The organism is Arthrobacter rhombi, from assembly GCF_900163545.1.
In the GTDB taxonomy this organism is placed as follows: domain Bacteria; phylum Actinomycetota; class Actinomycetes; order Actinomycetales; family Micrococcaceae; genus Arthrobacter_H; species Arthrobacter_H rhombi_A.
Window position 1 is genome coordinate 39,008 of the sequence record NZ_FUHW01000025.1, and the last position, 21,264, is coordinate 60,271.

The 21,264-nt window shown below is 63.9% G+C and carries 24 protein-coding genes; 6 read left to right on the forward strand and 18 right to left on the reverse strand.

Annotation, left to right across the window (positions count from 1 at the left end; translation table 11 throughout):
* Positions 1-148 precede the first annotated feature (148 nt).
* Positions 149-796 carry a class I SAM-dependent methyltransferase gene (locus tag FM101_RS06765; protein ID WP_086997455.1) on the forward strand — a complete coding sequence of 216 codons (648 nt, stop codon included), beginning with the start codon at positions 149-151 and terminating at the stop codon, positions 794-796.
* Here FM101_RS06765 and dapF read toward each other — a convergent pair.
* The 6 genes from dapF to FM101_RS06795 all read right to left on the reverse strand — a co-directional run bounded on the left by dapF (position 793) and on the right by FM101_RS06795 (position 6,402).
* The gene (dapF, locus tag FM101_RS06770) at positions 793-1,734 is read right to left on the reverse strand and encodes a diaminopimelate epimerase (protein WP_086997341.1); all 942 of its coding nucleotides are present in this window, start codon (positions 1,732-1,734) and stop codon (positions 793-795) included. The genes FM101_RS06765 and dapF overlap by 4 nt on opposite strands.
* 9 nt (positions 1,735-1,743) lie before the next feature.
* A complete protein-coding gene (miaA, locus tag FM101_RS06775; protein ID WP_086997343.1) occupies positions 1,744-2,658 on the reverse strand; it encodes a tRNA (adenosine(37)-N6)-dimethylallyltransferase MiaA in 915 nt (304 codons plus the stop codon).
* A 6-nt stretch (positions 2,659-2,664) separates the two neighbouring features.
* The gene (gene miaB, locus FM101_RS06780; protein ID WP_086997346.1) at positions 2,665-4,188 is read right to left on the reverse strand and encodes a tRNA (N6-isopentenyl adenosine(37)-C2)-methylthiotransferase MiaB; all 1,524 of its coding nucleotides are present in this window, start codon (positions 4,186-4,188) and stop codon (positions 2,665-2,667) included.
* Positions 4,189-4,248: 60 nt separating this feature from the next.
* Positions 4,249-4,890: a regulatory protein RecX gene (locus tag FM101_RS06785; RefSeq protein WP_342744368.1), complete on the reverse strand. Its 642-nt coding sequence runs from the start codon at positions 4,888-4,890 to the stop codon at positions 4,249-4,251.
* A gap of 41 nt (positions 4,891-4,931) precedes the next feature.
* Positions 4,932-5,984, reverse strand: a complete 1,053-nt coding sequence (recA, locus tag FM101_RS06790) for a recombinase RecA (protein WP_086997461.1) — start codon at positions 5,982-5,984, stop codon at positions 4,932-4,934.
* Between the two features lie 196 nt (positions 5,985-6,180).
* Entirely contained in the window at positions 6,181-6,402 is a 222-nt protein-coding gene (locus tag FM101_RS06795) for a DUF3046 domain-containing protein (protein WP_086997464.1), read from the reverse strand.
* A 48-nt stretch (positions 6,403-6,450) separates the two neighbouring features.
* Between FM101_RS06795 and FM101_RS06800 the strand changes: the two genes are divergently transcribed.
* A complete protein-coding gene (locus FM101_RS06800) occupies positions 6,451-6,930 on the forward strand; it encodes a MarR family winged helix-turn-helix transcriptional regulator (RefSeq protein ID WP_086997349.1) in 480 nt (159 codons plus the stop codon).
* Between the two features lie 76 nt (positions 6,931-7,006).
* On the opposite strand, the gene FM101_RS06805 is transcribed toward FM101_RS06800, so the two are convergent.
* The 6 genes from FM101_RS06805 to dapA all read right to left on the reverse strand — a co-directional run bounded on the left by FM101_RS06805 (position 7,007) and on the right by dapA (position 14,322).
* A complete protein-coding gene (locus FM101_RS06805) occupies positions 7,007-7,444 on the reverse strand; it encodes a helix-turn-helix domain-containing protein (RefSeq protein WP_086997352.1) in 438 nt (145 codons plus the stop codon).
* A 168-nt stretch (positions 7,445-7,612) separates the two neighbouring features.
* Positions 7,613-8,101 (reverse strand): CinA family protein, encoded by a 489-nt coding sequence (locus FM101_RS06810; protein ID WP_245806648.1) that lies wholly within the window; start codon positions 8,099-8,101, stop codon positions 7,613-7,615.
* Positions 8,098-8,706, reverse strand: a complete 609-nt coding sequence (pgsA, locus tag FM101_RS06815; RefSeq protein ID WP_086997355.1) for a CDP-diacylglycerol--glycerol-3-phosphate 3-phosphatidyltransferase — start codon at positions 8,704-8,706, stop codon at positions 8,098-8,100. The genes FM101_RS06810 and pgsA overlap by 4 nt, the downstream gene beginning before the upstream one ends.
* A 9-nt stretch (positions 8,707-8,715) precedes the next feature.
* Positions 8,716-11,634 (reverse strand): DNA translocase FtsK, encoded by a 2,919-nt coding sequence (locus FM101_RS06820; RefSeq protein ID WP_086997358.1) that lies wholly within the window; start codon positions 11,632-11,634, stop codon positions 8,716-8,718.
* A gap of 50 nt (positions 11,635-11,684) precedes the next feature.
* Positions 11,685-13,391 carry a ribonuclease J gene (locus FM101_RS06825; RefSeq protein WP_086997361.1) on the reverse strand — a complete coding sequence of 569 codons (1,707 nt, stop codon included), beginning with the start codon at positions 13,389-13,391 and terminating at the stop codon, positions 11,685-11,687.
* A 13-nt stretch (positions 13,392-13,404) separates the two neighbouring features.
* Positions 13,405-14,322, reverse strand: coding sequence for a 4-hydroxy-tetrahydrodipicolinate synthase (gene dapA, locus FM101_RS06830; RefSeq protein ID WP_086997364.1), 918 nt, complete (start codon positions 14,320-14,322; stop codon positions 13,405-13,407).
* Positions 14,323-14,521: 199 nt separating this feature from the next.
* Here dapA and FM101_RS06835 point away from each other — a divergent pair, with 199 nt between their 5' ends.
* Positions 14,522-15,538, forward strand: coding sequence for a heparan-alpha-glucosaminide N-acetyltransferase domain-containing protein (locus tag FM101_RS06835; protein WP_086997367.1), 1,017 nt, complete (start codon positions 14,522-14,524; stop codon positions 15,536-15,538).
* Complete coding sequence (locus tag FM101_RS15560) at positions 15,460-15,726, forward strand: hypothetical protein (RefSeq protein WP_143269239.1); 267 nt, start codon at positions 15,460-15,462, stop codon at positions 15,724-15,726. Before FM101_RS06835 ends, FM101_RS15560 begins: the two co-directional genes overlap by 79 nt.
* A 6-nt stretch (positions 15,727-15,732) precedes the next feature.
* On the opposite strand, the gene FM101_RS06840 is transcribed toward FM101_RS15560, so the two are convergent.
* Positions 15,733-16,527, reverse strand: coding sequence for a GAP family protein (locus FM101_RS06840; RefSeq protein WP_086997470.1), 795 nt, complete (start codon positions 16,525-16,527; stop codon positions 15,733-15,735).
* 124 nt (positions 16,528-16,651) lie between these two features.
* Here FM101_RS06840 and FM101_RS06845 point away from each other — a divergent pair, with 124 nt between their 5' ends.
* Positions 16,652-17,944 (forward strand): sensor histidine kinase, encoded by a 1,293-nt coding sequence (locus tag FM101_RS06845; RefSeq protein WP_179204264.1) that lies wholly within the window; start codon positions 16,652-16,654, stop codon positions 17,942-17,944.
* Positions 17,937-18,596, forward strand: a complete 660-nt coding sequence (locus FM101_RS06850; RefSeq protein WP_086997374.1) for a response regulator — start codon at positions 17,937-17,939, stop codon at positions 18,594-18,596. Before FM101_RS06845 ends, FM101_RS06850 begins: the two co-directional genes overlap by 8 nt.
* Positions 18,597-18,617: 21 nt before the next feature.
* Here FM101_RS06850 and FM101_RS06855 read toward each other — a convergent pair whose 3' ends face one another.
* Genes FM101_RS06855 through moaC form a run of 5 tightly spaced genes read right to left on the reverse strand, consistent with a single transcriptional unit; the run spans position 18,618 to position 21,227 of the window.
* The gene (locus FM101_RS06855; protein WP_086997377.1) at positions 18,618-19,085 is read right to left on the reverse strand and encodes a hypothetical protein; all 468 of its coding nucleotides are present in this window, start codon (positions 19,083-19,085) and stop codon (positions 18,618-18,620) included.
* A complete protein-coding gene (gene dapB, locus FM101_RS06860) occupies positions 19,086-19,850 on the reverse strand; it encodes a 4-hydroxy-tetrahydrodipicolinate reductase (protein ID WP_086997380.1) in 765 nt (254 codons plus the stop codon).
* An 18-nt stretch (positions 19,851-19,868) separates the two neighbouring features.
* Positions 19,869-20,303 (reverse strand): molybdenum cofactor biosynthesis protein MoaE, encoded by a 435-nt coding sequence (locus FM101_RS06865; RefSeq protein WP_086997383.1) that lies wholly within the window; start codon positions 20,301-20,303, stop codon positions 19,869-19,871.
* Entirely contained in the window at positions 20,296-20,787 is a 492-nt protein-coding gene (locus tag FM101_RS06870; RefSeq protein ID WP_086997385.1) for a MogA/MoaB family molybdenum cofactor biosynthesis protein, read from the reverse strand. The genes FM101_RS06865 and FM101_RS06870 overlap by 8 nt, the downstream gene beginning before the upstream one ends.
* Entirely contained in the window at positions 20,784-21,227 is a 444-nt protein-coding gene (moaC, locus tag FM101_RS06875) for a cyclic pyranopterin monophosphate synthase MoaC (RefSeq protein ID WP_241895223.1), read from the reverse strand. The genes FM101_RS06870 and moaC overlap by 4 nt, the downstream gene beginning before the upstream one ends.
* Positions 21,228-21,264 lie beyond the last annotated feature (37 nt).

Consider the following 21,264-nt stretch of genomic DNA (forward strand, 5'->3'; position numbering starts at 1 on the left):
CCGCCGATAAGTGGCGGATTTTCTCCACAGGCCGAAACCAGCAGACCTCCAAACTATTAGTGATTGGGATTACTCTATCACTTAAATGCAGGCCCCCCGGGAGGACAAGATTCGCTTTGCCCTCGCCCGGACGGTTAATCTTCAACTCATGGGTTCGGACCACTACTTCAGCGCACAGCCGTCGACGCCTTTCACCCGCAAGAGCATCCACGTGACGCTCGGCGGCCGGGAGCACACCGTGAACACGGCCGGAGGCATCTTCAGCCCCGACGGGATCGACAAGGGCACCGCGGTCCTGCTCGGCGGCGTACCTGCTCCGGCCCCGCAGGGTCACTTGCTGGATATCGGCTGCGGCTGGGGCCCCATCGCCTTGAGCCTGGCCATGGCTTCCCCAGAAGCCACAGTTCACGCGGTGGACGTCAACGAGCGCAGCGTGGAACTCACCCGAGAAAATGCCCAGGCTCTGTCGCTGGACAATGTCGTCACGACGACCCCCGAAGCCGTCGATGAGAGCGTGCGGTTCCACACCATCTGGTCCAATCCCCCGATTCGGGTGGGCAAAGAGGCCCTGCACGGGATCCTGCTCCAATGGTTACCCCGGCTGGCACCGGGAGGGACAGCCTGGCTGGTCGTCCAGAAGAACCTAGGCTCTGATTCCCTCCAGAAGTGGCTGGCTCGAGAACTACCCACGGGATTCCTCGTGGACCGGTATTCAACGGCCAAATCTTTCCGCATCCTGCGGGTGCGCAACACCCTCGGCATGGCTGAGCACGACTCGATTCCGGCGGAGGCCTAGACGAGGGTCCCCTCGGCCACCAGTGCCGCCGGCCCTTCCAGGACCACATGCTCACGGCCGTCGGGCCCCGTAACGAACCGCACGGAAACGGTCCCACCGGGGACCTGCACGTCCCAACGCCGCGCCGAGGCCCCACCGGCCCAATGGCGGGTCGCGACCACGGCGGCGCAGGCTCCTGTTCCGCAAGAGAGAGTCTCCCCCACCCCGCGTTCATGAACGCGCATGCGAATGGTTCCGACCCCGTCGTTGACCAATGGATCAGAGGGCAACACGAACTCCACATTCGTTCCATGCTCCGGAACGGGGTCAACCACCGGACTGCGCTGCAAATCCAACTGGTCAAGCTCGGTCGCTTCGGAGAGCGCGACGACGGTGTGGGGGTTGCCCATGTCCACGCTCAGGCCCGGTCGCGGGACCTCCAGCGAGGCATCCACGATGCTGTCCAGCGCCCGCTCGTGGGCCTGCTCGGGGAAAAGGAATTCCCACGGCCCCATGTCTACCGAGTACCCGGCAGCTGAACGGGAGACGACCTTCACGCCTGCTCGAGTGCCGATCGTCAGGGCGTCTCCATCGGCGAGGGACACCAGACCCTGGGAGACCAGGAAATGGACGAAGACCCGCACCCCGTTTCCGCACATCTCGGATACCGATCCGTCGCCATTACGGTAATCCATGAACCATTCGGCCTCCGGGTGCCCGTCCAGCACATCCCGCCCCTCGGCCAGCGTCTCGGATCGGATGGCACGGATCAGACCGTCGGCACCGATACCTAGATGACGGTCACACAGGGACGCCACTTGTGTCGGCAGGATATCCCGCCGATTATCCGGGTCGGAGATCAGAATGAAGTCATTACCCGTTCCATGGCCCTTGGTGAAAGCCAGACCGGACAGCGCCGGTAGGACGTCGGTGTGGTGTTCAGGTTCCCTCATGCTCATCAACCCAGCCTACGTCCCTCCGGAAGCTTCGAATTCCTGGACGGCGGTCGCCAGCATCCCCCGTAGGTCCGGTTCGGCTGCATCGAACCAGCGGACTCGGGGATCGGCCCGGAACCAGGTGAGTTGGCGGCGGGCAAACTGCCGCGTGGCCACTGTCGTTGATTCGATGGCCTGCTCGATCGTGCTGGTTCCCTCAAGTACTTGAAGGAACTGAGAGTAGCCGATGGCCCGGGATGCCGTTCGGGTCTCGCGCAGACCGCGCTGTGCCAGCGATTCCACTTCGGCCAGCAGCCCTGAGTCACACATGGTGTGTACCCGTTCTGCCACCCGGGCGTGCAGACGCCCACGTTCGATGTCCAACCCCAGTTGCAGGGTGGGTTGCCGGTAGTTGCGGCGGGGCATATAGGAGCTGAAGGGACGGCCGGTGAGCTCATGGACTTCAAGGGCCCGGATCAGTCGACGCTCGTCGAGGTCCCGGGCTGCTGATACCGGGTCAGCTAGCGCGAGTCGGGCACGCATTCCGGTCACACCTTCCGTGGACGCCTCGTCTTCCAGGCGTCCGCGGATCACCGGATCGGTGGGCGGGAACTCCAGGTCGTCGATCACTGCCCGGACGTAGAGCCCGGAACCCCCGACCAGGATCGGCAGCCGGCCACGTTCCTGGATTTCGGCGATCTTCTCGCGGGCCTGCTGCTGGAACGTGGCGACGCTTGCTTCGTCATCGATGTCCATGATGTCCACTAGGTGGTGTGTGATTCCACCCCGCTCGTTCTCCGGCAGTTTGGCCGTGCCGATGTCCATGCCGCGATAGAACTGCAGGGCATCGGCATTGATGATCTCCCCGTCAAAGCGCCGGGCCAGGACGATGGCGGCGTCGGACTTTCCCGTTGCCGTCGGCCCGACGATCGCAATAAGTGGCCTCATCTCGGGCTAGCGACGCGGGGGCAGAGCGGGCATCCCCAGGGAGACTCCCAGACCGGCGGCCCCCTGACCGGTGCCGCAGGACTCTTCCTGCGAGCGGTCCCACGCGTCGCCGGCGCGTGAACGACGCAGATGGTATTCGCCAGCAGTGGTCGGATCGGCCACCAAATGGAAGGCAGCGGCTTCCGTGATGGTGACGCTCACGAGGTCCCCGGGCCGGGGGGCTTCGGCACCGTCGGGGACGGAAAAGTGCACGAGTCTCTGGTCGCGGGCACGCCCCGACAGCCGATGGGTCTGTTCGGCCTTGCGACCTGACTGCGCGGTGACCATGACTTCAACCTCACGGCCGAGTTGGCGGGCATTCTCTTCAGCGCAAATACGGTCCTGAAGTGCGGTCAGCCGTTCGTAGCGTTCCTGGACGACTTCTTTAGGCAGTTGATCGGCCAATTCGGCCGCTGGTGTACCGGGTCGTTTGGAATATTGGAAGGTGAAGGCACTGGAGAACCTCGATCGCTCGACCACGTCCAGTGTTGCTTGGAAGTCCTCCTCGGTTTCCCCGGGGAAACCAACGATGATGTCTGTGGTGATGGCTGCCTCAGGCATGCGTTGACGAACCCGGTCCAGGATTCCCAGGAACTTCTTCGAACGATAGGAGCGGCGCATGTCCTTGAGGACCCGGTCGGATCCCGATTGCAACGGCATATGCAATTGCGGCATGACATTGGGTGTTTCGGCCATCGCGTCAATGACGTCATCGGTGAAGGCAGCCGGGTGAGGACTGGTGAACCTGACCCGCTCGAGACCGGGGATCTGGCCACAGGCACGCAGCAATTTGCCGAAGGCCAGACGGTCTCCGAATTCAACGCCATAGGAGTTCACGTTCTGCCCGAGCAATGTCACCTCAATGGCACCATCGTCAACCAGCGCCTGCACTTCGGCCAGGATGTCACCGGGCCGCCGGTCGCGCTCCTTGCCGCGCAAGGACGGGACGATGCAGAAGGTGCACGTGTTGTTACAGCCCACCGAGATCGACACCCAGCCGGCGTAGACCGAATCGCGTTTAGTGGGAAGGGTCGAGGGGAAGACGTCCAGGGATTCGAGGATCTCCAACTGAGCTTCGTTGTTATGCCGGGCCCGTTCGAGGAGCGTGGGCAGGGAACCGACGTTATGGGTTCCGAAGACAACGTCAACCCAGGGGGCCTTGCGCAAGATCGTCTCGCGGTCCTTTTGCGCGAGGCAACCGCCGACAGCGATCTGCATGCCGGGACGCTTTTCCTTGACGTGGGCCAGGCGGCCCAAGTTCCCGTAGAGCTTATTATCGGCGTTCTCCCGGACGGCGCAGGTATTGAACACGACGACGTCGGCTTCGGTATCCGGGTCCTGGCTGGGAACCAGACCCGCTTCTTCCAGAAGTCCGGCCAAGCGCTCGGAGTCGTGGACATTCATCTGACAACCGTAGGTGCGCACCTCGTAGCTACGGTGTGCTTCGTCGACGGTCGGGGCTGAATCGGGGCTGGGGATGGTCAAACTCACTCCCCCAGAGTACCGAACGCATGGAGCCGGAGGAACTCGGCTTGGACGGGGCGCGGCGGGTTAGCCTCGGGCGTCGGGCCACACCTCGTTGACGACGCGGAAGGCGATCCCCGAGCTGTATCCCTTGCGTCCGAGCATCGCCACTAGTCGTCGGACGCCCTTATCGCGCTCTAGGCCTGCCGGCATGGATCTGACCTTCTTTTCCACGAGTTCGCGAGCCATCTCCACCTCGTCTTCGCCGCTGAGCTGTTCCAGCGCGGCAGCTGAGAGTTCCTCGGCAATGCCCTTATCTCGCAGTTCGCGGCGCAACGCGCTTCGGGACAGCCCCCGCGTGCGCGCGCGACTGCGCACCCAGGCATCGGCGAAGGCCGCATCGTCGATGAGTTGAAGTTCCTCGAAGCGATCCAAGATGTTCTCGGCGATCTCATCCGGGATGTCTCGTTCGAAGAGTTTGTCGGCCAATTGCTTGCGGCTCTTCGGCGAGCCGGTGAGCTGTCGCAAAACAATGGCCCGTGCCGCAGACTCCGGGTCAGCCTCTGGGGCCCGTCCGGTTCCCCGGCGTCGCCGTTCATCGCCCCGACCACCAGGTTCCTGCCCCGTCTGGTGCTCGCCACCTGATTCGAGGTGCTCGGCATCTTCTGGAGGGAACAGGGCTCCCCCACCCCGGTCACCGCTCACCATGACGGCGTTGTCCTCCTCCATTGCCACCCCGTCCGGGCCGGCGTTTCGTCGCGTCCCCTGGCCTAGGAGTCAGTGCCCACAGCGCGCAACTGCGGGTCACCCGGTTCCTCCGGGGGCAGGGCACCGATCCCCAGCTTTTCCTTGATGCGTCGTTCCAGTTCGTCGGCGAGGTCCGGGTTGTCACGCAGGAACTTACGCGCATTCTCCTTGCCCTGGCCGAGCTGGTCACCGTCGTAGGTGAACCAAGCACCCGATTTCTTCACGAAGCCTTCTTCGACGCCCATGTCGATGAGGCCGCCTTCACGGGAGATCCCCACCCCGTAGAGGATGTCGAATTCTGCTTGCTTGAACGGTGGCGCCATTTTATTCTTGACGATCTTGGCACGGGTCCGGTTTCCTACCGGGTTGGTGCCTTCCTTGAGCGTCTCGATGCGACGGACGTCGATCCGCACGGAGGCGTAGAACTTCAACGCCTTGCCACCGGTGGTGGTTTCGGGGCTCCCGAAGAAGACACCGATTTTTTCACGCAACTGGTTGATGAAAATTGCAGTGGTCTTCGTCTGGCTCAGACGCCCGGCGATTTTACGCAATGCCTGGCTCATCAGGCGTGCCTGCAAGCCCACATGGCTATCGCCCATCTCGCCTTCGATTTCGGCGCGTGGCACTAGGGCAGCCACCGAGTCAATGACAATGACGTCAAGGGAGCCGGAGCCGATGAGCATGTCCATGATTTCCAGCGCCTGTTCGCCGGTGTCCGGCTGGGAAACCAGTAGGGCGTCGGTGTCAACGCCCAGCTTCTTGGCATATTCGGGATCCAACGCGTGTTCGGCATCGATGAAGGCCGCAATGCCTCCGTTGCCCTGTGCGTTGGCCACCGCGTGCAGTGCCAAGGTCGTCTTACCCGATGATTCCGGCCCGTAGATCTCCACGACGCGACCCCGCGGCAGTCCGCCGATACCCAAGGCAATATCCATGGCGATCGAGCCGGTGGGGATGACCTCGATCCTGGCTCGGGTATCGTCTCCCAGACGCATCACCGACCCCTTGCCATACTGCTTGTCGATCTGTGCCAGCGCTGATTCGAGAGCCTTCTCGCGGTCCATTGCTGCGGCCATCATTCACCTCGGTTGTGTTGCGGCCCTACGGCCTGTTGTCGTCCTGTTTCACACGGTATGCGCCGCACCGGACAGTTTGGTGCGGGCCGTCGTCCCTGTGGAGAACCCCGGTCTGCCACCCGTGCCATGTCTCTGTGGACAGCCTACAGCTGTTCCGAACACATGTTCGAACAACGGGTCGGCGTGTCATCGCCGATTACTTCTTCGGGGCGATATCGCGACCGAGTCGTCGCGAGGCCGGAACATCCTGTTTTTCGCAGATGGCCGACCACACGAGGCGGGGTTCGATCCCCGAGGATAGAGCCGCTTGGGCGCTGAGGCCTCCCAGCTCGGACAGAACCAGTTCCGAGGCCAGCACGCGGGAGTAGCCGGCTCCGAACTCGTCGTCCATTAGGCGCCAGAAATCACTGAGTCTCACGTTGTCCATTCTTCCACGGGTTGGTCCTTCCGACCCTAAGATGGTGCCATGAATGAACCGGATCCCGTAGATGATGCAGTGGCCCAGCGCACCCGAGCCATCCATGACATGGAGGAGCAACTCAGTTTCCTCTGGCGTCGGGCCCGGTCCAATGGCAATAAGGTCGCCAAACAAGTCCATCCCGATATGGAGCCCGGAGCTTACGGCCTGCTGGCGGCACTGCAGCGCCGCGGCACCCTGAGGTTGACGGAGCTGGCCGCGGAGATCGGTGTCGGCAAACCTTCGGTGAGCCGTCAGGTCAAAATGCTGGAGGAGCTGGGTGTGCTGGCCAAGGTTGCCGATCCTGCGGATGGGCGCGCCCAGTCGATCACCTTGACCCGGGCCGGGGCGCAGCAACTGGCGGCGGCGCAGACCTCACGCCAGCACATCTTCCGCGACCTGCTCGCCGACTGGCCAGATGAGGAACTCCTGTCATTGGCCGCCTTGCTGACCAAGCTCAATGGTTCCTATTTGAATGACCGCGGCTGAGAACACCCGTTAACCGCAGCAAGGCAGCCGTATGAACGGCTGCCTCGCTGCGGTGGCGTTCGGTTGCGCTCCGCCCCTAGTGGGTCGGGGCCATTCCCTGAGCCAGACCTTCGGTCCAGTCCTCGGGGAGGACCGTAGCGAATTCGTTGGTGAGGTCGGACGGCACGGTGTCTGGAATGTCGACACCCTCGGCCATTGCGACCCGGTCGCTGACCTCGCGAAGCATCAAGGACAGTGGAACATCCAGAGCTCCGCAAATGGATGAGAGCAGTTCGGACGATGCTTCCTTTTGTCCACGCTCCACCTCGGAGAGGTAACCAAGGGAAACACGGGCATTATGCGAAACCTCGCGTAGGGTCCTGCCCTGACGCTGGCGGACATCCCTCAGGACGTCCCCAATCTCGTGGCGGAGTACTACCATTTTGGGCTCCTTATGCTCGCGATGGGCATCTTCTGTCAGTCCCACATCTCGCCAACGGACGATGCCGTTTACGGATACGGGTTGCTTGACCATGTGTATCGCCTTACTCCTTTTGATCCTGTGCCAAGTGTCCCTGGCCGATGAGTCCTGTCATGGACCCTGTAGTTTTTTCAACTCACGGGACCCCGGTTTTGTTCCCCAGCCTCTAGCCTAGTCACAAAACTGCCCCAACAGCCAGTGCTCTCGGGCAGTTGTGGAGGGTCACTTTTCCTCGATGAGATCCATCAGACATTCCAAGGCTGCATCGCGTGCCTGGGAACGGATCGCCTGTCGCCCCCCGGTGAACCGGAATTCAAGCGAACCGCTTCCGGCGGCACTGGCATAGCCGATGAAGACCGTACCCACTGCCTTGCCGTCGTGGACTTCGGGACCGGCAACCCCCGTGCTGGAAACCGCGACGTCACTGGTACAGACTCTGCGTGCTCCCTCGGCCATTTGTCGCGCCACCTCAGCGTCGACGGATCCCCGGGCTTCCAGTAAGGACTCTTCGACCCCCAGGACCTCCTGTTTGACCTGGTTATGGTAACTGACCACACCCCCGCGCAACACAGCTGAGGCTCCAGGAACATCGGCCAAGGCGGCGGCGATCCAGCCCGCGGTCAGAGACTCGGCGGTGGCTACGCTCACTCCGCGCAGGGTTGCCTCCGAAATGATCCGCTCGGCCACCGGCAGGGGGCTGGCGCCGGTCACGACGTCGTTCCTCCTGGGCCGGCTGGAGCCATCCGTGCGGCTTGGATGATGTAGTCGATCCCCGTGTAGACGGTGATCAGCACAGCCAGCAGAATAACGACGAGGGCCACTATCGACAGCCACGTGATCGCTGGGGTGAACGGCAACAACAAGAGGAACAGACCCGCCGTCTGGGTGACGGTCTTGAGCTTGCCGCCGCGTGAGGCAGCCATGACCCCGCGGCGGATTACGGCGAAGCGCAGCACCGTGATTCCGAGTTCGCGCACGAGGATGACGATGGTAATCCACCACCACAGTTCACCCAGCCAGGACAGGGTCACCAGGGCGGCCCCCAGCAGGAGCTTATCGGCGATGGGGTCGGCAATCTTACCGAAGTTGGTAATCAAACCGCGACTGCGGGCCAGATCTCCGTCGAGTTTGTCCGTATACATGGCCACGACGAAAAGTCCGACGGCAGTCCATCTCAGCGCCGCGTGCTGTTGGTCATCGGCCACCAGCGCCCAAACGAAGAAGGGAACCATGATGATCCGAAGAGTCGTCAGAACGTTGGCGATGTTTAGGGTTGGGACGTGGCCGGGGGCCTGTCCTGCTGGTGTATCAGTCACCCCTTCAGGTTACCGTCCAGTGAGGTTCCAGGCGTCTTCCGAACCGGAGTCATCATCGTCTTCGTCGTGATATTCGGTGACCGGTGTCCGTGATGCAAGATCTTCTGCAACGAGATCGGTGCCCACGTGGTTCGCGTTGGCGTTTTCGACCAGAGCGGCCTCCGCCGGCGCGGCGTCTTCAGCACTGGCCGGAGGCGTGTCCCCCCTCATGGCAGCGAGTACGGCCGGAAGGTCGTCTGGCTGGACGAGGACGTCGCGGGCCTTGGAACCTTCGGACGCGCCGACGACTCCGCGTGATTCCAGCAGGTCCATGAGCCGTCCGGCCTTGGCGAAGCCGACGCGTAGCTTGCGTTGGAGCATCGAGGTCGAGCCGAATTGTGTGGTGACGACCAATTCGGTGGCTTGCAGAAGGACTTCGAGATCGTCGCCGATATCGTCGTCGATCTCCTTCTTGGGGGCGGCCTCCGGAGCAACATCGTCGCGATAGACGGCCGTGAGCTGGCCCTTGACGTGCTCCACGACCCGATGGATTTCGGATTCGGTAACCCAGGAACCCTGGACACGCATCGGTTTGGAAACCCCCATCGGCAGGAAGAGGGCATCGCCTTGGCCGAGCAGCTTCTCGGCTCCTGGCTGGTCCAGCACCACCCGTGAGTCGGTCACCGAGGAGGTGGCGAACGCCATACGCGAGGGTACGTTGGCCTTGATCAAACCGGTGACCACATCCACTGAGGGCCGCTGCGTGGCGAGCACGAGGTGGATCCCCGCGGCGCGAGCGAGCTGGGTGATGCGTACGATCGAGTCCTCGACGTCACGTGGGGCAACCATCATCAGGTCGGCCAGCTCATCGACGATCACCAGCAAATACGGGTAGGGCTTCAATACGCGTTTGGAGCCTTCGGGGGGAACCACCTTGCCGTTGCGTACCCCCTTATTGAAGTCATCGATGTGCTTGTACCCGAAGTTCGCCAGGTCGTCGTAGCGGGTGTCCATCTCCCGGACGACCCACTGCAACGCCTCTGCCGCCTTCTTCGGGTTCGTGATGATCGGGGTGATCAAATGCGGAACCCCCTCATAGGCGGTCAGTTCCACCCGTTTAGGGTCGACCATGACCATGCGCACGTCATCGGGGGTGGCGCGCATCAAGATGGAGGTAATCATCGAGTTCACGAAGGCCGACTTACCGGCACCGGTCGCACCGGCGACGAGCATATGGGGCATCTTGGCCAGGTTCGCGACCACGAACCCTCCTTCGACGTCCTTGCCAACACCCATGACCATGGGATGTTCCGTCTTACGGGCGGCATTCGAACGCAGCACGTCGCCGAGGGCGACGACTTCCTTATCGGCGTTCGGGATCTCGATCCCGATGGCGCTCTTGCCCGGGATCGGCGAGAGGATGCGGACATCGGAGGAGGCGACCGCATAGGAAATGTTCTTGGATAGGGCCGTCACGCGCTCGACCTTGGTTCCCGGAGAGAGTTCGATCTCGTAGCGGGTGACCGTCGGACCGCGGCTGAAGCCGGTGACGTGAGCCTCGACCTTGAACTGGTCGAGGGTGTCGGTCAGGGCCTTGACGACCTCGTCGTTGGCCTCGGAGCGTTCCTTCGCTGGGGGGCCGGCCGGCAGGAACTCAGAGGAAGGCAGCGTGTAGGCCACGTCGCCGGAGAGCTGCAGCTGTTCGGTGCGCTGAGGGATCGGCGTCAACGGTGCCGGCTGGGCCACCGGGTTGACGGCCACGACTGAGGGAGCTGCCGGGCTTCCGGCTCCGGCCAGCATGCCGTTGATCGCGGTCGTGTCCAGCGCCTCGGTGGCCGGCTCCCCGCCCTGAGCAGCAGCGGGGGTCCCCAATCCGACGTCGTTCTTGACCTTCTCCATGGCCTTCTCGGAGGCCGTGGGGCGGCGCACTCCCGGCGGAATCTTCGGCTCCGGAACCGGTTTGGTGGCTGTGTCGTGGTCGTTGATGACCGCTTTGTCATACGCTTCATCGCCGGTGAGGCCTTCGGTGGCTGCTGCGGCGTCGTCTTCCTCGCGTTGGCGGGCCCTGGCTGCCTTCCCGAAGCGTCGGCTGCGCTTGGGGCGGGCTCCCTCGCCCCCCTGATCGGCATAGAGGTAGCTCTGGTCATGCTCGGAAGCGGCTTGCTCGTGGTGTTCGGCAGGTTCGGAGCCAGGTTCCGGCTGGCCCATGATCCATTCGTATCCCTGGCGCAGGCGTGCCGGAATATGTCGGAACGGGGTGGCCGTCATGATCATCACGCTGAGGATGGCACCGGCGATCATGATCGCCAGGGCGCCCCATTTGGTCAGCAGTCCGGCCAAGGGAACGGTGATGAGGAACCCGACGACACCGCCACCGGCCCAGAGGGCGTTGAGCGGTTGATCGAGGGTCGGCAATCCGGCAGCGATATGAGCGATGCCGGCGATGGACAAGGTGGCTAGGGTCAGGCCGATGCCGATCCGGTTATTGGCCCGGTTTTCTGCGGGACGCCTGAAGAGCCGGTAGGCGCCGATGAACAGCACCAGTGGCAAAAGCGAGGCCATGAAGCCCAGCGATCCGCCGAAGATGTTGTGCACGGTGGTTCCGTACCAACCGACCCCGCGCAGTCCCCACCATTCAACGCTGCCCACGATGACGGCGATGACGACGAGGAAAAGCCCCGTCCCGTCCCGACGGATGTCCCGGTCGGGACGAACGTCCTGCCCGATCTTGCGGAAGGCACCGCCAACCACACGGGCCAACCCCATCCATAGGCCCCGAATGGCGCGCAACGGCAGGGCGATGTCCTGTTCGGCAGGCGTGGTGTTCTCCGCTGGCTTCGTCCCGCCCTGACGCGTGGAACCGGTACCCGTTTTTCCGCGCGCTGGTGTCTTGCCCGCCGGTTTGCGGCCGGAGGCCTTCGTCGGGGTGGGGGAAGTACGGGTCGCCATATGCGCAACCGTACAGGATACAGGGGTCAAAACCCCGGATTCACACGCCTTCAGGCCTCAAGGACGACCGGCATGATGAGCGGTTTGCGACGCAGGGTCCGGCCGAGCCAAGAACCGATGGTCCGGCGGACGACTTGCTGCAATTGGTGGGTGGTTGAGGCGGGGTTCTTCGCCAGTGCCTCGGCAAGTGCCGCGAGGATGGCCGGTTTGATGGATTCGAGCACCGCCTCATCTTCGGCGATCCCGCGGGAGTGGATCTCCGGCCCGGAGAGAACTGTTCCGTTCTGCCGGCTGATGACCGAAATAACCGAAATGAACCCTTCTTCGCCCAGAACAATGCGGTCATGAAGGTCGTCTTCGGTGATGCTCCCCACTGCTGACCCGTCGACGTAGACCAGTTCGCAGTTCACGGTCCCGACCCGCCGGGCCACCCCGTCTTTCAGATCGACCACTGCCCCGTCTTCGGTGACCAGGATGTTCTGCGCGGGAACGCCGGTTTGTTCGGCAATACGGGCGTTGGCCAGCAGATGCCTGGTTTCACCGTGTACGGGCATGGCATGGCCGGGCCGCAGGATGTTGTAGCAGTAGAGCAGTTCACCGGCGGACGCGTGCCCCGATACATGGACCTTCGCGGTGCCCTTATGCACGACGTCTGCGCCCCGGGCCATCAGGGAGTTGATCACCCGGAAAACGGCGTTCTCGTTGCCGGGGATCAGCGAGGAGGCCAAAATGACGGTGTCTCCGCGGCCGACGGAGACCCGGTGTTCACCGCTAGCCATCCGGGAGAGCGCGGCCATGGATTCGCCTTGGGAGCCGGTGGACATCAGCACGACCCGGTCTTCCGGCAACTGGTCGGCTTGTTTGAGGTCAATGAGGATCCCCTCGGGCACCTCCAGGTAGCCCAGTTGGGCAGCGATGCCCATATTTCGCACCATGGAGCGGCCCACGAAAGCCACCTGCCGGCCGTGCGCCGCCGCGGCGTTGAGCACTTGTTGGACGCGGTGGACGTGGGAAGAAAAGGAGGCGACGATGATGCGCCGGGTGGCCCGGGAGAAGAGGTCGTTCAGGACCGGTCCGATCTCCTGTTCGGCCGTCGTGAAACCCGGGACGTCGGCATTGGTGGAGTCGGACATGAACAGGTCCACGCCCTCTTCGCCGAGGCGGGCGAACGACCTCAGGTCGGTGATGCGCCCGTCCAGTGGAAGCTGGTCCATCTTGAAGTCACCGGTATGCAATACGGTGCCGGCGTTCGTACGGATGAAGACGGCGAGCGCGTCAGGGATCGAATGGTTCACTGCCACGAATTCGCAGTCGAAGCCGGCGAATCTCTGGCGTTGCCCCTCTTCGACGGTGACCAGCACGGGAGTGATGCGGTGTTCGACCAGTTTGGCTTCGATCAGGGCCAGCGTCAGCCGTGAACCGATCAGTGGGATGTCTTCGCGCAACCGCAGCAGGTAGGGCACGGCGCCGATATGGTCTTCGTGTCCGTGGGTGAGCACGACCCCGACGACGTCGTCGATGCGCTCGCGGATGTAGTCGAAGTCCGGCAGGATGACGTCCACCCCGGGCTGGTGCTCCTCGGGGAAGAGGAGCCCGCAGTCCACGATGAGCAGTTTTCCGCCGATCTCGAAGACGGCCATGTTCCGGCCGATTTCTCCGATCCCGCCCAGCGGGACAATCCGCAGGACATCGGGGGCCAGCGGTGGTGGCGGGTTCGGAGGAGTTTCCTGATCCGGAACGACGCCGGTTTCGCTCATCGGGGCACCTTTCCTAGAGCTTGATTCCTGCCTCGGCGAGGTCGGCACGAATCGGTGCCGTTTCCTCTTCGGTCGGCTCCACGAGCGGCAGACGCACGATCGCGTTGGAGAGGACCCCCTGCCATTTCAGGACCGTCTTGGCCGCCACAGCACCTTGGATATGTGACATGACGGCGCGTTGGATGGGGTCCAGCTCGAAGTGCAGGGCCCTGGCGGTCGCCAGATCGCCGGCCAGCAAGGCGTCGACCAGACGGCGGTAGCGGGCGGTGGCGACATGGGCGGTCACGGAGATGACGCCCTGCGCGCCGGCGGCCATCAGCGGCAGCGTCAGCCCGTCGTCACCGGAGTACACGTCCAGGTCGGTGTTGGCCAACACGCGGGTGGTGGCCTGGTAGTCGGCCTTCGCGTCCTTCAACGCCACCACGTTGGGGTGTTCTGCCAGACGGATCAGGGTTTCGGTGCTGATGGAGATCCCTGTACGGCCGGGAATGTCATAGACCATGACGGGCAGATCGGTGCAGGAGGCGAGTGTCTCGACGTGGGCCTGCACCCCCGCCTGGCTGGGCTTGTTGTAATACGGCGCCGTGACCAGCAGCCCGTGCACGCCGACCTTCGCTGCGGCCTGGGAGAGCTGGATCGAATGAGCCGTGTCGTTCGTGGTTGAACCGGCGATGATCTTCGCGCGATCACCCACTGCCTCAACAACCGTGCGGAACATCCCCACGTTCTCTTCGTCGGTCAGAGTCGAGGTCTCCCCGGTGGTCCCGGTGACCACGAGGTTATCGCACCCTTCATCGACGAGTTTGGTGGCGAGGGCCGCCGCCTGGTCGTAGTCGACCTCTCCGGCTGACGTGAACGGGGTGACCATGGCGGTCCCCAGGTTCCCGAAGATGGCATCATGACGCGGGGTGTTGGATTCCGGGGTAGGCATGGCACCACGTTACCCCGGAGCCACCGTGAATCCCCTCTGTCCACGCGTCACGTGACCAAGATGACGCGCTGGTGTTCGACGATGACGATGCGAGTCCGATTCCGTCGTCGTACACCGCACAGCCAGCTGGCTCGTCTTGGTATATTCGTCCCTGAGTCCCCCGGCATCCCAGCCGCCCGATCCGATCTCCCAGGAGCCCATGCCCAGTCAGAGCGCGAGCGCCCCCGCCGGCAGGATCGTCGGGGTCGATGTGGCCCGCGGACTGGCCCTGTTGGGCATGATGGCCACCCACATCATGCCCTTGACCCGCGCCGATGAGTCCGGGGCCGTCCACGCCACCTGGGCTGCCACCATCTTCGCCGGGACGTCCTCCGCCCTCTTCGCGATCCTCGCCGGTGTCGGTTTGGCATTGCTCACCGGGGGAAGCCGACCCCATACCGGCACCCGACTCAAATCCGGGCGGCGTTCGGTTTTGGTACGCGCCGTGCTGATCACCGTCATCGGGCTGGGCTGCGGTGCGTTGAACACGAATGTGGCAGTCATCCTGGTGCACTACGGTGCGCTGTTTTTGATCGCTACCTTATTCCTTGGGCTGCGCCTGCGGACCCTCTGGTTCTCCGCGGTCGGTTGGCTGCTACTCTCCCCCGTCCTCTGGTACCTCCTGCTCCCGCTGGCCACTTCCCGGATCTCCCCCGCCACCGTGGGCCCTTCCCCCGGGCTGGGCGACCTCCTGCGTCCGGCATCGCTAACCGCCGATCTGTTCATCACCGGCTACTACCCGGTGCTGGTGTGGACGGGGTTCATTGTGCTGGGTCTGGCCGTGGGACGCTGCCGGCTCTCCCTGCCTCCGGTCGCCTTGGCTTTGACCGTCGGCGGCGCCTTACTCTCGTGGGCGGCCCGGGCCCTCTCGGACCATTTGATCGGCGCGAATGATCAGGCGCTACGAACGCTGGGGGCGATCACCGAGGCGAACGGTTTGCCGCTCGATGCGGCGCTGCTCTCCGGGCACGGACTGGAGGGGGTTGAAGGGACCCCTGGTGGTTCGCCCTTTCTGCCCCGCATAGCAGCACGCCTTTGGACCTGCTGCATGTGGCCGGGACAGCGCTCGCCGTGCTGGGCCTCTGCCAGTTGCTGGCCATGGCCTTATCGGCGCTACTCGGACTGGCCGGCGACGCCCTGCTCTGGCCGCTCTCCGGGGCCGGCTCCGCGACATTAACACTGTATGCGGGGCATCTGGTCGCCCTGGACCTGCTGAGCACCGTCACCGCAGGCATGCCGCGCCTGGGGTTGTACCTGTGCTTTGTGGTCGGTTCCCTGCTGGTGGGCATCGGGCTGAAGTGGGCCGGTCGGCGGGGGCCCTTGGAAGCCGGAATACATGTGCTCGCCCGCAGCGGCACCGCCTGATCACGCTTAGAGCCCAGCGACCGCGAAGCGGAGCAACAAGAACCCGGCGACTCCCATGATCCACAACACCGCTTCTGCTGAGGCCCGGCCCAGCCACTGACCCAATCGGTGCAGGGCTCCATCGATGCGGTGGGCCAATAAAGTCCGGGCGATCAACAGCAAAGCCGCTGGCAGCAACATGACCGTGCAGTAGCCGGCCAGCAGCAGGAACGATCCCGCCCCGGCAGGGCCCGAGGCGGTGAGTACACCGATCGCTGCCACGTAGGGCAGCATGGTCGGTAGCTCGAGCACACCGGCCACCAGGGCCAGGCCCAACAGTCCGACGGGGGTGGACAGTGCCCTGCCGATGCGCGCCTTCCACCGCCCCTCCGCCGTTTGCCGGCACACGTCCGGCTCGGACGACTCCGGTGGCCTTGGTGTCTCCGATCCGGTGGCAATTTTACCGGCGACCGTCCTCGCGTGCTGCGGGCGCGTCGTCCGTCTCACCGTTTTGCCGTCCTTGAGAGCAAACCACAGCAGCCCGGCTCCGCCAGCGAGCGCCATCCAATGGGCCGGACGTGAGTCGATGAACGTCCGAGCACCATCGCCCCAGAGGTGCAGCACCGCGGTGGCAGAGGTCAGCATGAGCACACCGATGAGGAAGTAGAAGATCCCGATGGTCACCAGATAGATCCCGATCCGTCCGGCGATGCGCCCGGCGTCACGGCGCAATAGCAACCACACGGGGATCACCAACGTGCCGATGCTGGTGCTGTCGATCAATGCCAGGACGAGGAGTTTGAAGAGACTGTCAGCGGTCATACCCCCAGCCTGCTCGGCTCCCTGTCCTCGTGCGTCCTTCCATCGATGCACCGGGGGTCATCCCTTCGTCTCATCTTTTACCTCCCGCCTTGGAAGCCCCGGGGAGAACGGGCACGATGAAACCATGAACCACGCCGAACAACCCGCTCTCCAGGTGCTACGTGCCATCCGGCGCGAGGACCTTCTGCTGGCCCTGGGCTATCCGGCGATGATGTGGCTGCTGGCGACCGTGAACAACGATGGCGACTGGGCCTGGTTCCCAGCGGCTCTCTCGGCCTGGTGGCCAGCCGTGGCCGTCGTGGGGTCGGTGGGCATCCTCTTCCGGCGGGAGGCGACGTTCCTGATGGCTTCCCTCACCGGGACGGCGGCACTCCTGTTGTTGCTGATGGGGCAGACGGCAGCATTATTTCTGTTCTGGGAAACCGTCTTCTCACTCGTCCTCTTTGCCGGGGACCGGGTCTCTCACCTGACCGAAATCGCTGCCCTCGCCATCACCGCAGGCGCCACCCTGACCGTCTTGGCTTTCACCGCGGAGCTGCCCGCTGCCATCTTGACAGCACTGATTGCCGGGATGTCATTGCTGCTCCCGGCCGAATGGGCCAGCAACGTGCGTAAGGAACGCAAACTGTCCGCGGCGGAGGCCACCCGGGCTCTGGCGGCGGAGGAAGCGGTCAGACAGCAAGCGATACTGGAATCCGCCCGACACGAACTGGCGATGGCCTCCGAACGCCAACGTATGGCCCATGAACTCCACGACGTCCTCTCGGCCCGCTTCTCGGCGATTGCCCTGCAGACCGGTGCCGCGTTGAGCACCGGGACCCGTGAACTCGCTGTCAAGGTCCTGTCCCATGTCCGGCATGAAAGCGTCGCCGGTCTAAATGAGCTGACCTCGATGATCCGGATCCTGTCTTCGGGGGTCGCAGAGGAAGCTGCAGGGTTCCTCGTGGACCTTGAGGCACTGGTCGCCGCCCATGCTGCCTCCGGAACCCGAATCACGCTGTCCAGCACGGTATCGGGAACCTCATCGATTCCCTCGGCACAACAGACGGCCGTTTACCGGGTCGTCGCCGAGTCGCTGGTCAATGCCCTGAGGCATGCCCCGGGAGCCGATATTGACGTCATCTTGGAGGGAGGACCCACCGCCGGTCTACTCCATGCCCAGATCACCAACGGCCCACCACTGCCAAAACGTGGATCTGTTCCAGCTGCCGGAGCCCCCGGAACCGGTACTGGCTTGCGCAGTCTCCGCCTCCGGGTGGAGCAACTCGGCGGGGAATTGAGCGCGGCAGAGTACGACGACGGTTGGCAGGTTTCGGTCCGGCTACCTGTTCCCTCCGCGGAAGAACACCTGACACCCTCCGGCGCCGTCGGCGCCGGCACCGTCCCGGGCGCACGGGCAGGAGGCCCGCATGAGTAGTATCACGGTGTTGCTGGCCGATGATCATGCGGCGATCCGTCTGGGAATGCGCATGGTGTTGGAGACGCAGCCTGGTCTTCGGGTCGTGGGCGAGGCGGCCGATGGGGTTCAGGCGATCCGGATGGCGCGGGCGCTGCGTCCCGACGTCGTTTTGATGGATTTGCGCATGCCGGTCGTCGACGGCATCCAAGCAACCCGCGAGATCATTGCCGAGGCCTTGTCTCGGGTCCTCGTGTTGACGACCTTTGACCAGGATTCCTATCTTTTCGGGGCGTTGGAGGCAGGCGCCGATGGGTTCCTGCTCAAATCGGCCGAACCGGCGGAGATTACCGTCGCGTTACAGCGCGTTCATGCCGGGGATTCGGTGATTTCCCCCGAAGTCACCGCACGCATTGTCAGCGCCGCGGTTTCCGGGCGCGCTGCTTCATCTCTGGATGGTGCAGCCACTCCGGAGGCCGTTGCCTCGGTTCAGCTGCTCACCGGCCGCGAGCGCGAGGTGCTCGATTGCCTCGGTGAAGGGTTGTCCAATCAGCTGATCGGACGTCGGTTGGGTATTTCTGAGACGACCGTGAAGACCCATGTGTCGCGGGTTCTGGCTAAATTGGGATTCCAATCCCGCGTGCAGGCGGCCCTGTTTTCGCGTCGCCGTTGATCGGGTCCTGGGCCGTTCAGTTCAGTGTCCGGTGGTCGCCTTCGCGTCGGATGAGGCCTGGAACAGGTCGATGGCCCGGCGCATCATCTCGCGAGCCCGTCGGCGATCACCCGAGGCATCGTAGGCCAACGCCAGCCGATGCATGCTGCGCCAGGACTCCGGGTGCTGTTCTGCTTCTTCTTGGTACTGCACGAAGTCCTCATCGGCGGACTTCTTGATGATTCTTCCGGCAGGGGTGCGCGGCAAATTGTCCTCGGGCAGCAGTCCCTCCGATTGAAGGATCCCTGCCATGCGCTGGCTACGGGCGCCGAAGAGAACCTCGCGGATGAGGATCCAGACCCCCAACAGCGGGATCAGCAGTGCCGCGATACCGATGCCCTTGGCCAACGGTTCAGGTGACTCGATGAGGGTCACCGCGCTGGAGAAGGCGGCAAAAAGGTAGAGGACGAAAAGCAGGAGGATACCGCCGACCCAGAGTTTGGTCTTCACTTAGGCGTTGCCTCCCAGATCGAGGTAGGAATCCAGACCATAGGCCAGTCCGGGGCGTGAACCGACGGTCCGCAACCCCAACAGCACCCCGGGCATGAACGAGGCCCGATCGAAGGAGTCGTGACGCAGCGTCAGCTGTTCGCCTTCGGAGCCGAGCAGGACCTCCTGGTGGGCGACGAGACCGCGCAACCGGACCGAATGCACGTGCACCCCCTCGACGTCGGCGCCGCGGGCACCGTCCAACAGGGACTCGGTGGCGTCGGGGCTGGCAGGGACCCCTGCCGCACGACGGTTCTTGGAGATGAGTTCCGCGGTACGCACCGCCGTCCCGGAAGGGGCATCGATCTTATTGGGGTGGTGCAGTTCGATGATCTCGACCGATTCGAAATATTTGGCGGCCTGCGCGGCGAAGGCGGAAGCCAGTACCGAGCCCAACGCGAAGTTCGGGGCGATCAGCACCCCCGTCTGTGGATGTTCGGCCAGTATTTCGGTGAGTTTGGCGCGGCGCTCGTCGGTCCATCCGGTGGTCCCCACGACGGCGTGCACACCGTGTTCGACGGCGAAGCGCACATTGGTTTCGGTACTGCCCGGAACCGTCAGGTCCACGATATGCGTGGCTCCGGCATCGAGCACTTTCTGCAGTGGGTCGTGTCGGCCCAGGGCCGCCACCAATTCCATATCAGCGGCATTCTCCACGGCGTGGACGGCCTCTGACCCCATACGTCCTGAGGCGCCGAGGATGGCAACACAAATCTGAGCACTCATACAGTCAAGGATATCGCCTCAGGCCATGCCGACCCATTCGGTGTCACCGTCGGTGAAGTGCTGTTCCTTCCATACCGGTACCCCGGCCTTCACCGCTTCGACCAGGTCTCGGCAGGCATCGAAGGCCTCCCCCCGGTGTGCGGCAGCAGCCGCTGCCACCAGAGCCGAATCCCCGATGGCCAGGGCGCCGACCCGGTGGGCGGCCCAGAGCCGGGTTCCCGGATGACGGGCGGCCACCTCAGCTGCCAGGGCACGCATGCTCGCTTCGGCGCTCGGGTGGGCACTGTAGTCCAGCTTGTCGACCGCGCGACCGCCATCGTGGTTGCGCACGATCCCGCCGAAGGTGACGACGGCGCCGGTGACCTCGGTCTCCACGGCATCCCACGCGGTGGAGACGTCGATAGGTGTGTCGGCCATGCCGGCAAAAACGACGATTCCCGGGGTGTCAGACATGTCCATATCCGCCTTCGATCTGTTCGCAGAGGTGGTTGATGAGCGGGTCCAAGACATCGAGGGCATCACGGACCCCTGAAGGTGACCCCGGAAGGTTGAGGACCAGCGTCTGGCCAACGGTTCCTGCGTGGCCGCGGCTGAGGGCTGCATAGGGGGTCTTGGTCCGGCCCACGGCGCGAATGGCTTCCATGATCCCGGGAATTTCGCGGTCCAGCAACGGTGCCGTCATCTCCGGGGTCAGATCATCGGGGGCCAGACCGGTGCCGCCACTGGTGATCACCAGTGACGGTGTCGAGTCCAGCAGATCTCCGAGGGCAACCCCGACCGGTTCCCCGTCCGGAACGATGATCGGTTCGGCGAGTTCGAAACCGTGGCCTTCCAACCATTGCCCGATGATCGGTGCACTGCGGTCGGTATAGCCGCCGGAGGCGGCACGGGTGGAGGCGATGATGATTCCCGCGCGCCGAATGGCTCCCGGGTTCATTTGCCCTCCTCCAGGGTCCAGTCCCCGCTCTTGCCCCCGGATTTTGCCAGCACCTTGATGTCCTCGATGGATGCGTGTTTATCCACCGCCTTGGTCATGTCATAGAGGGTCAGTGCGGTCACCGACGCGGCGGTCAAGGCCTCCATTTCGACCCCGGTCACGCCGCGGGTGGTCACGGACGCCTCGATGCGGATACTGCCGCTTGCGGTATCGGGGAAGAAGTCAACGGTTAGTTTCGACAGCGGCAACGGATGGCATAAGGGAATCAGTTCGGGGGTTTTCTTCGCGCCCATGATCCCGGCGACGCGGGCCACCGCCAGGGCATCTCCCTTGGGCAGGTCCCCGGCGACGATCATCGCCAGGACGTCCGGACGGGTCCGCAGGACTGCTTGGGCGACGGCGCGGCGGGAGGTTTCGGCCTTTGCGGAGACATCAACCATATGGGCGCTTCCGTCGGCCCGCACATGACTGAGGCCT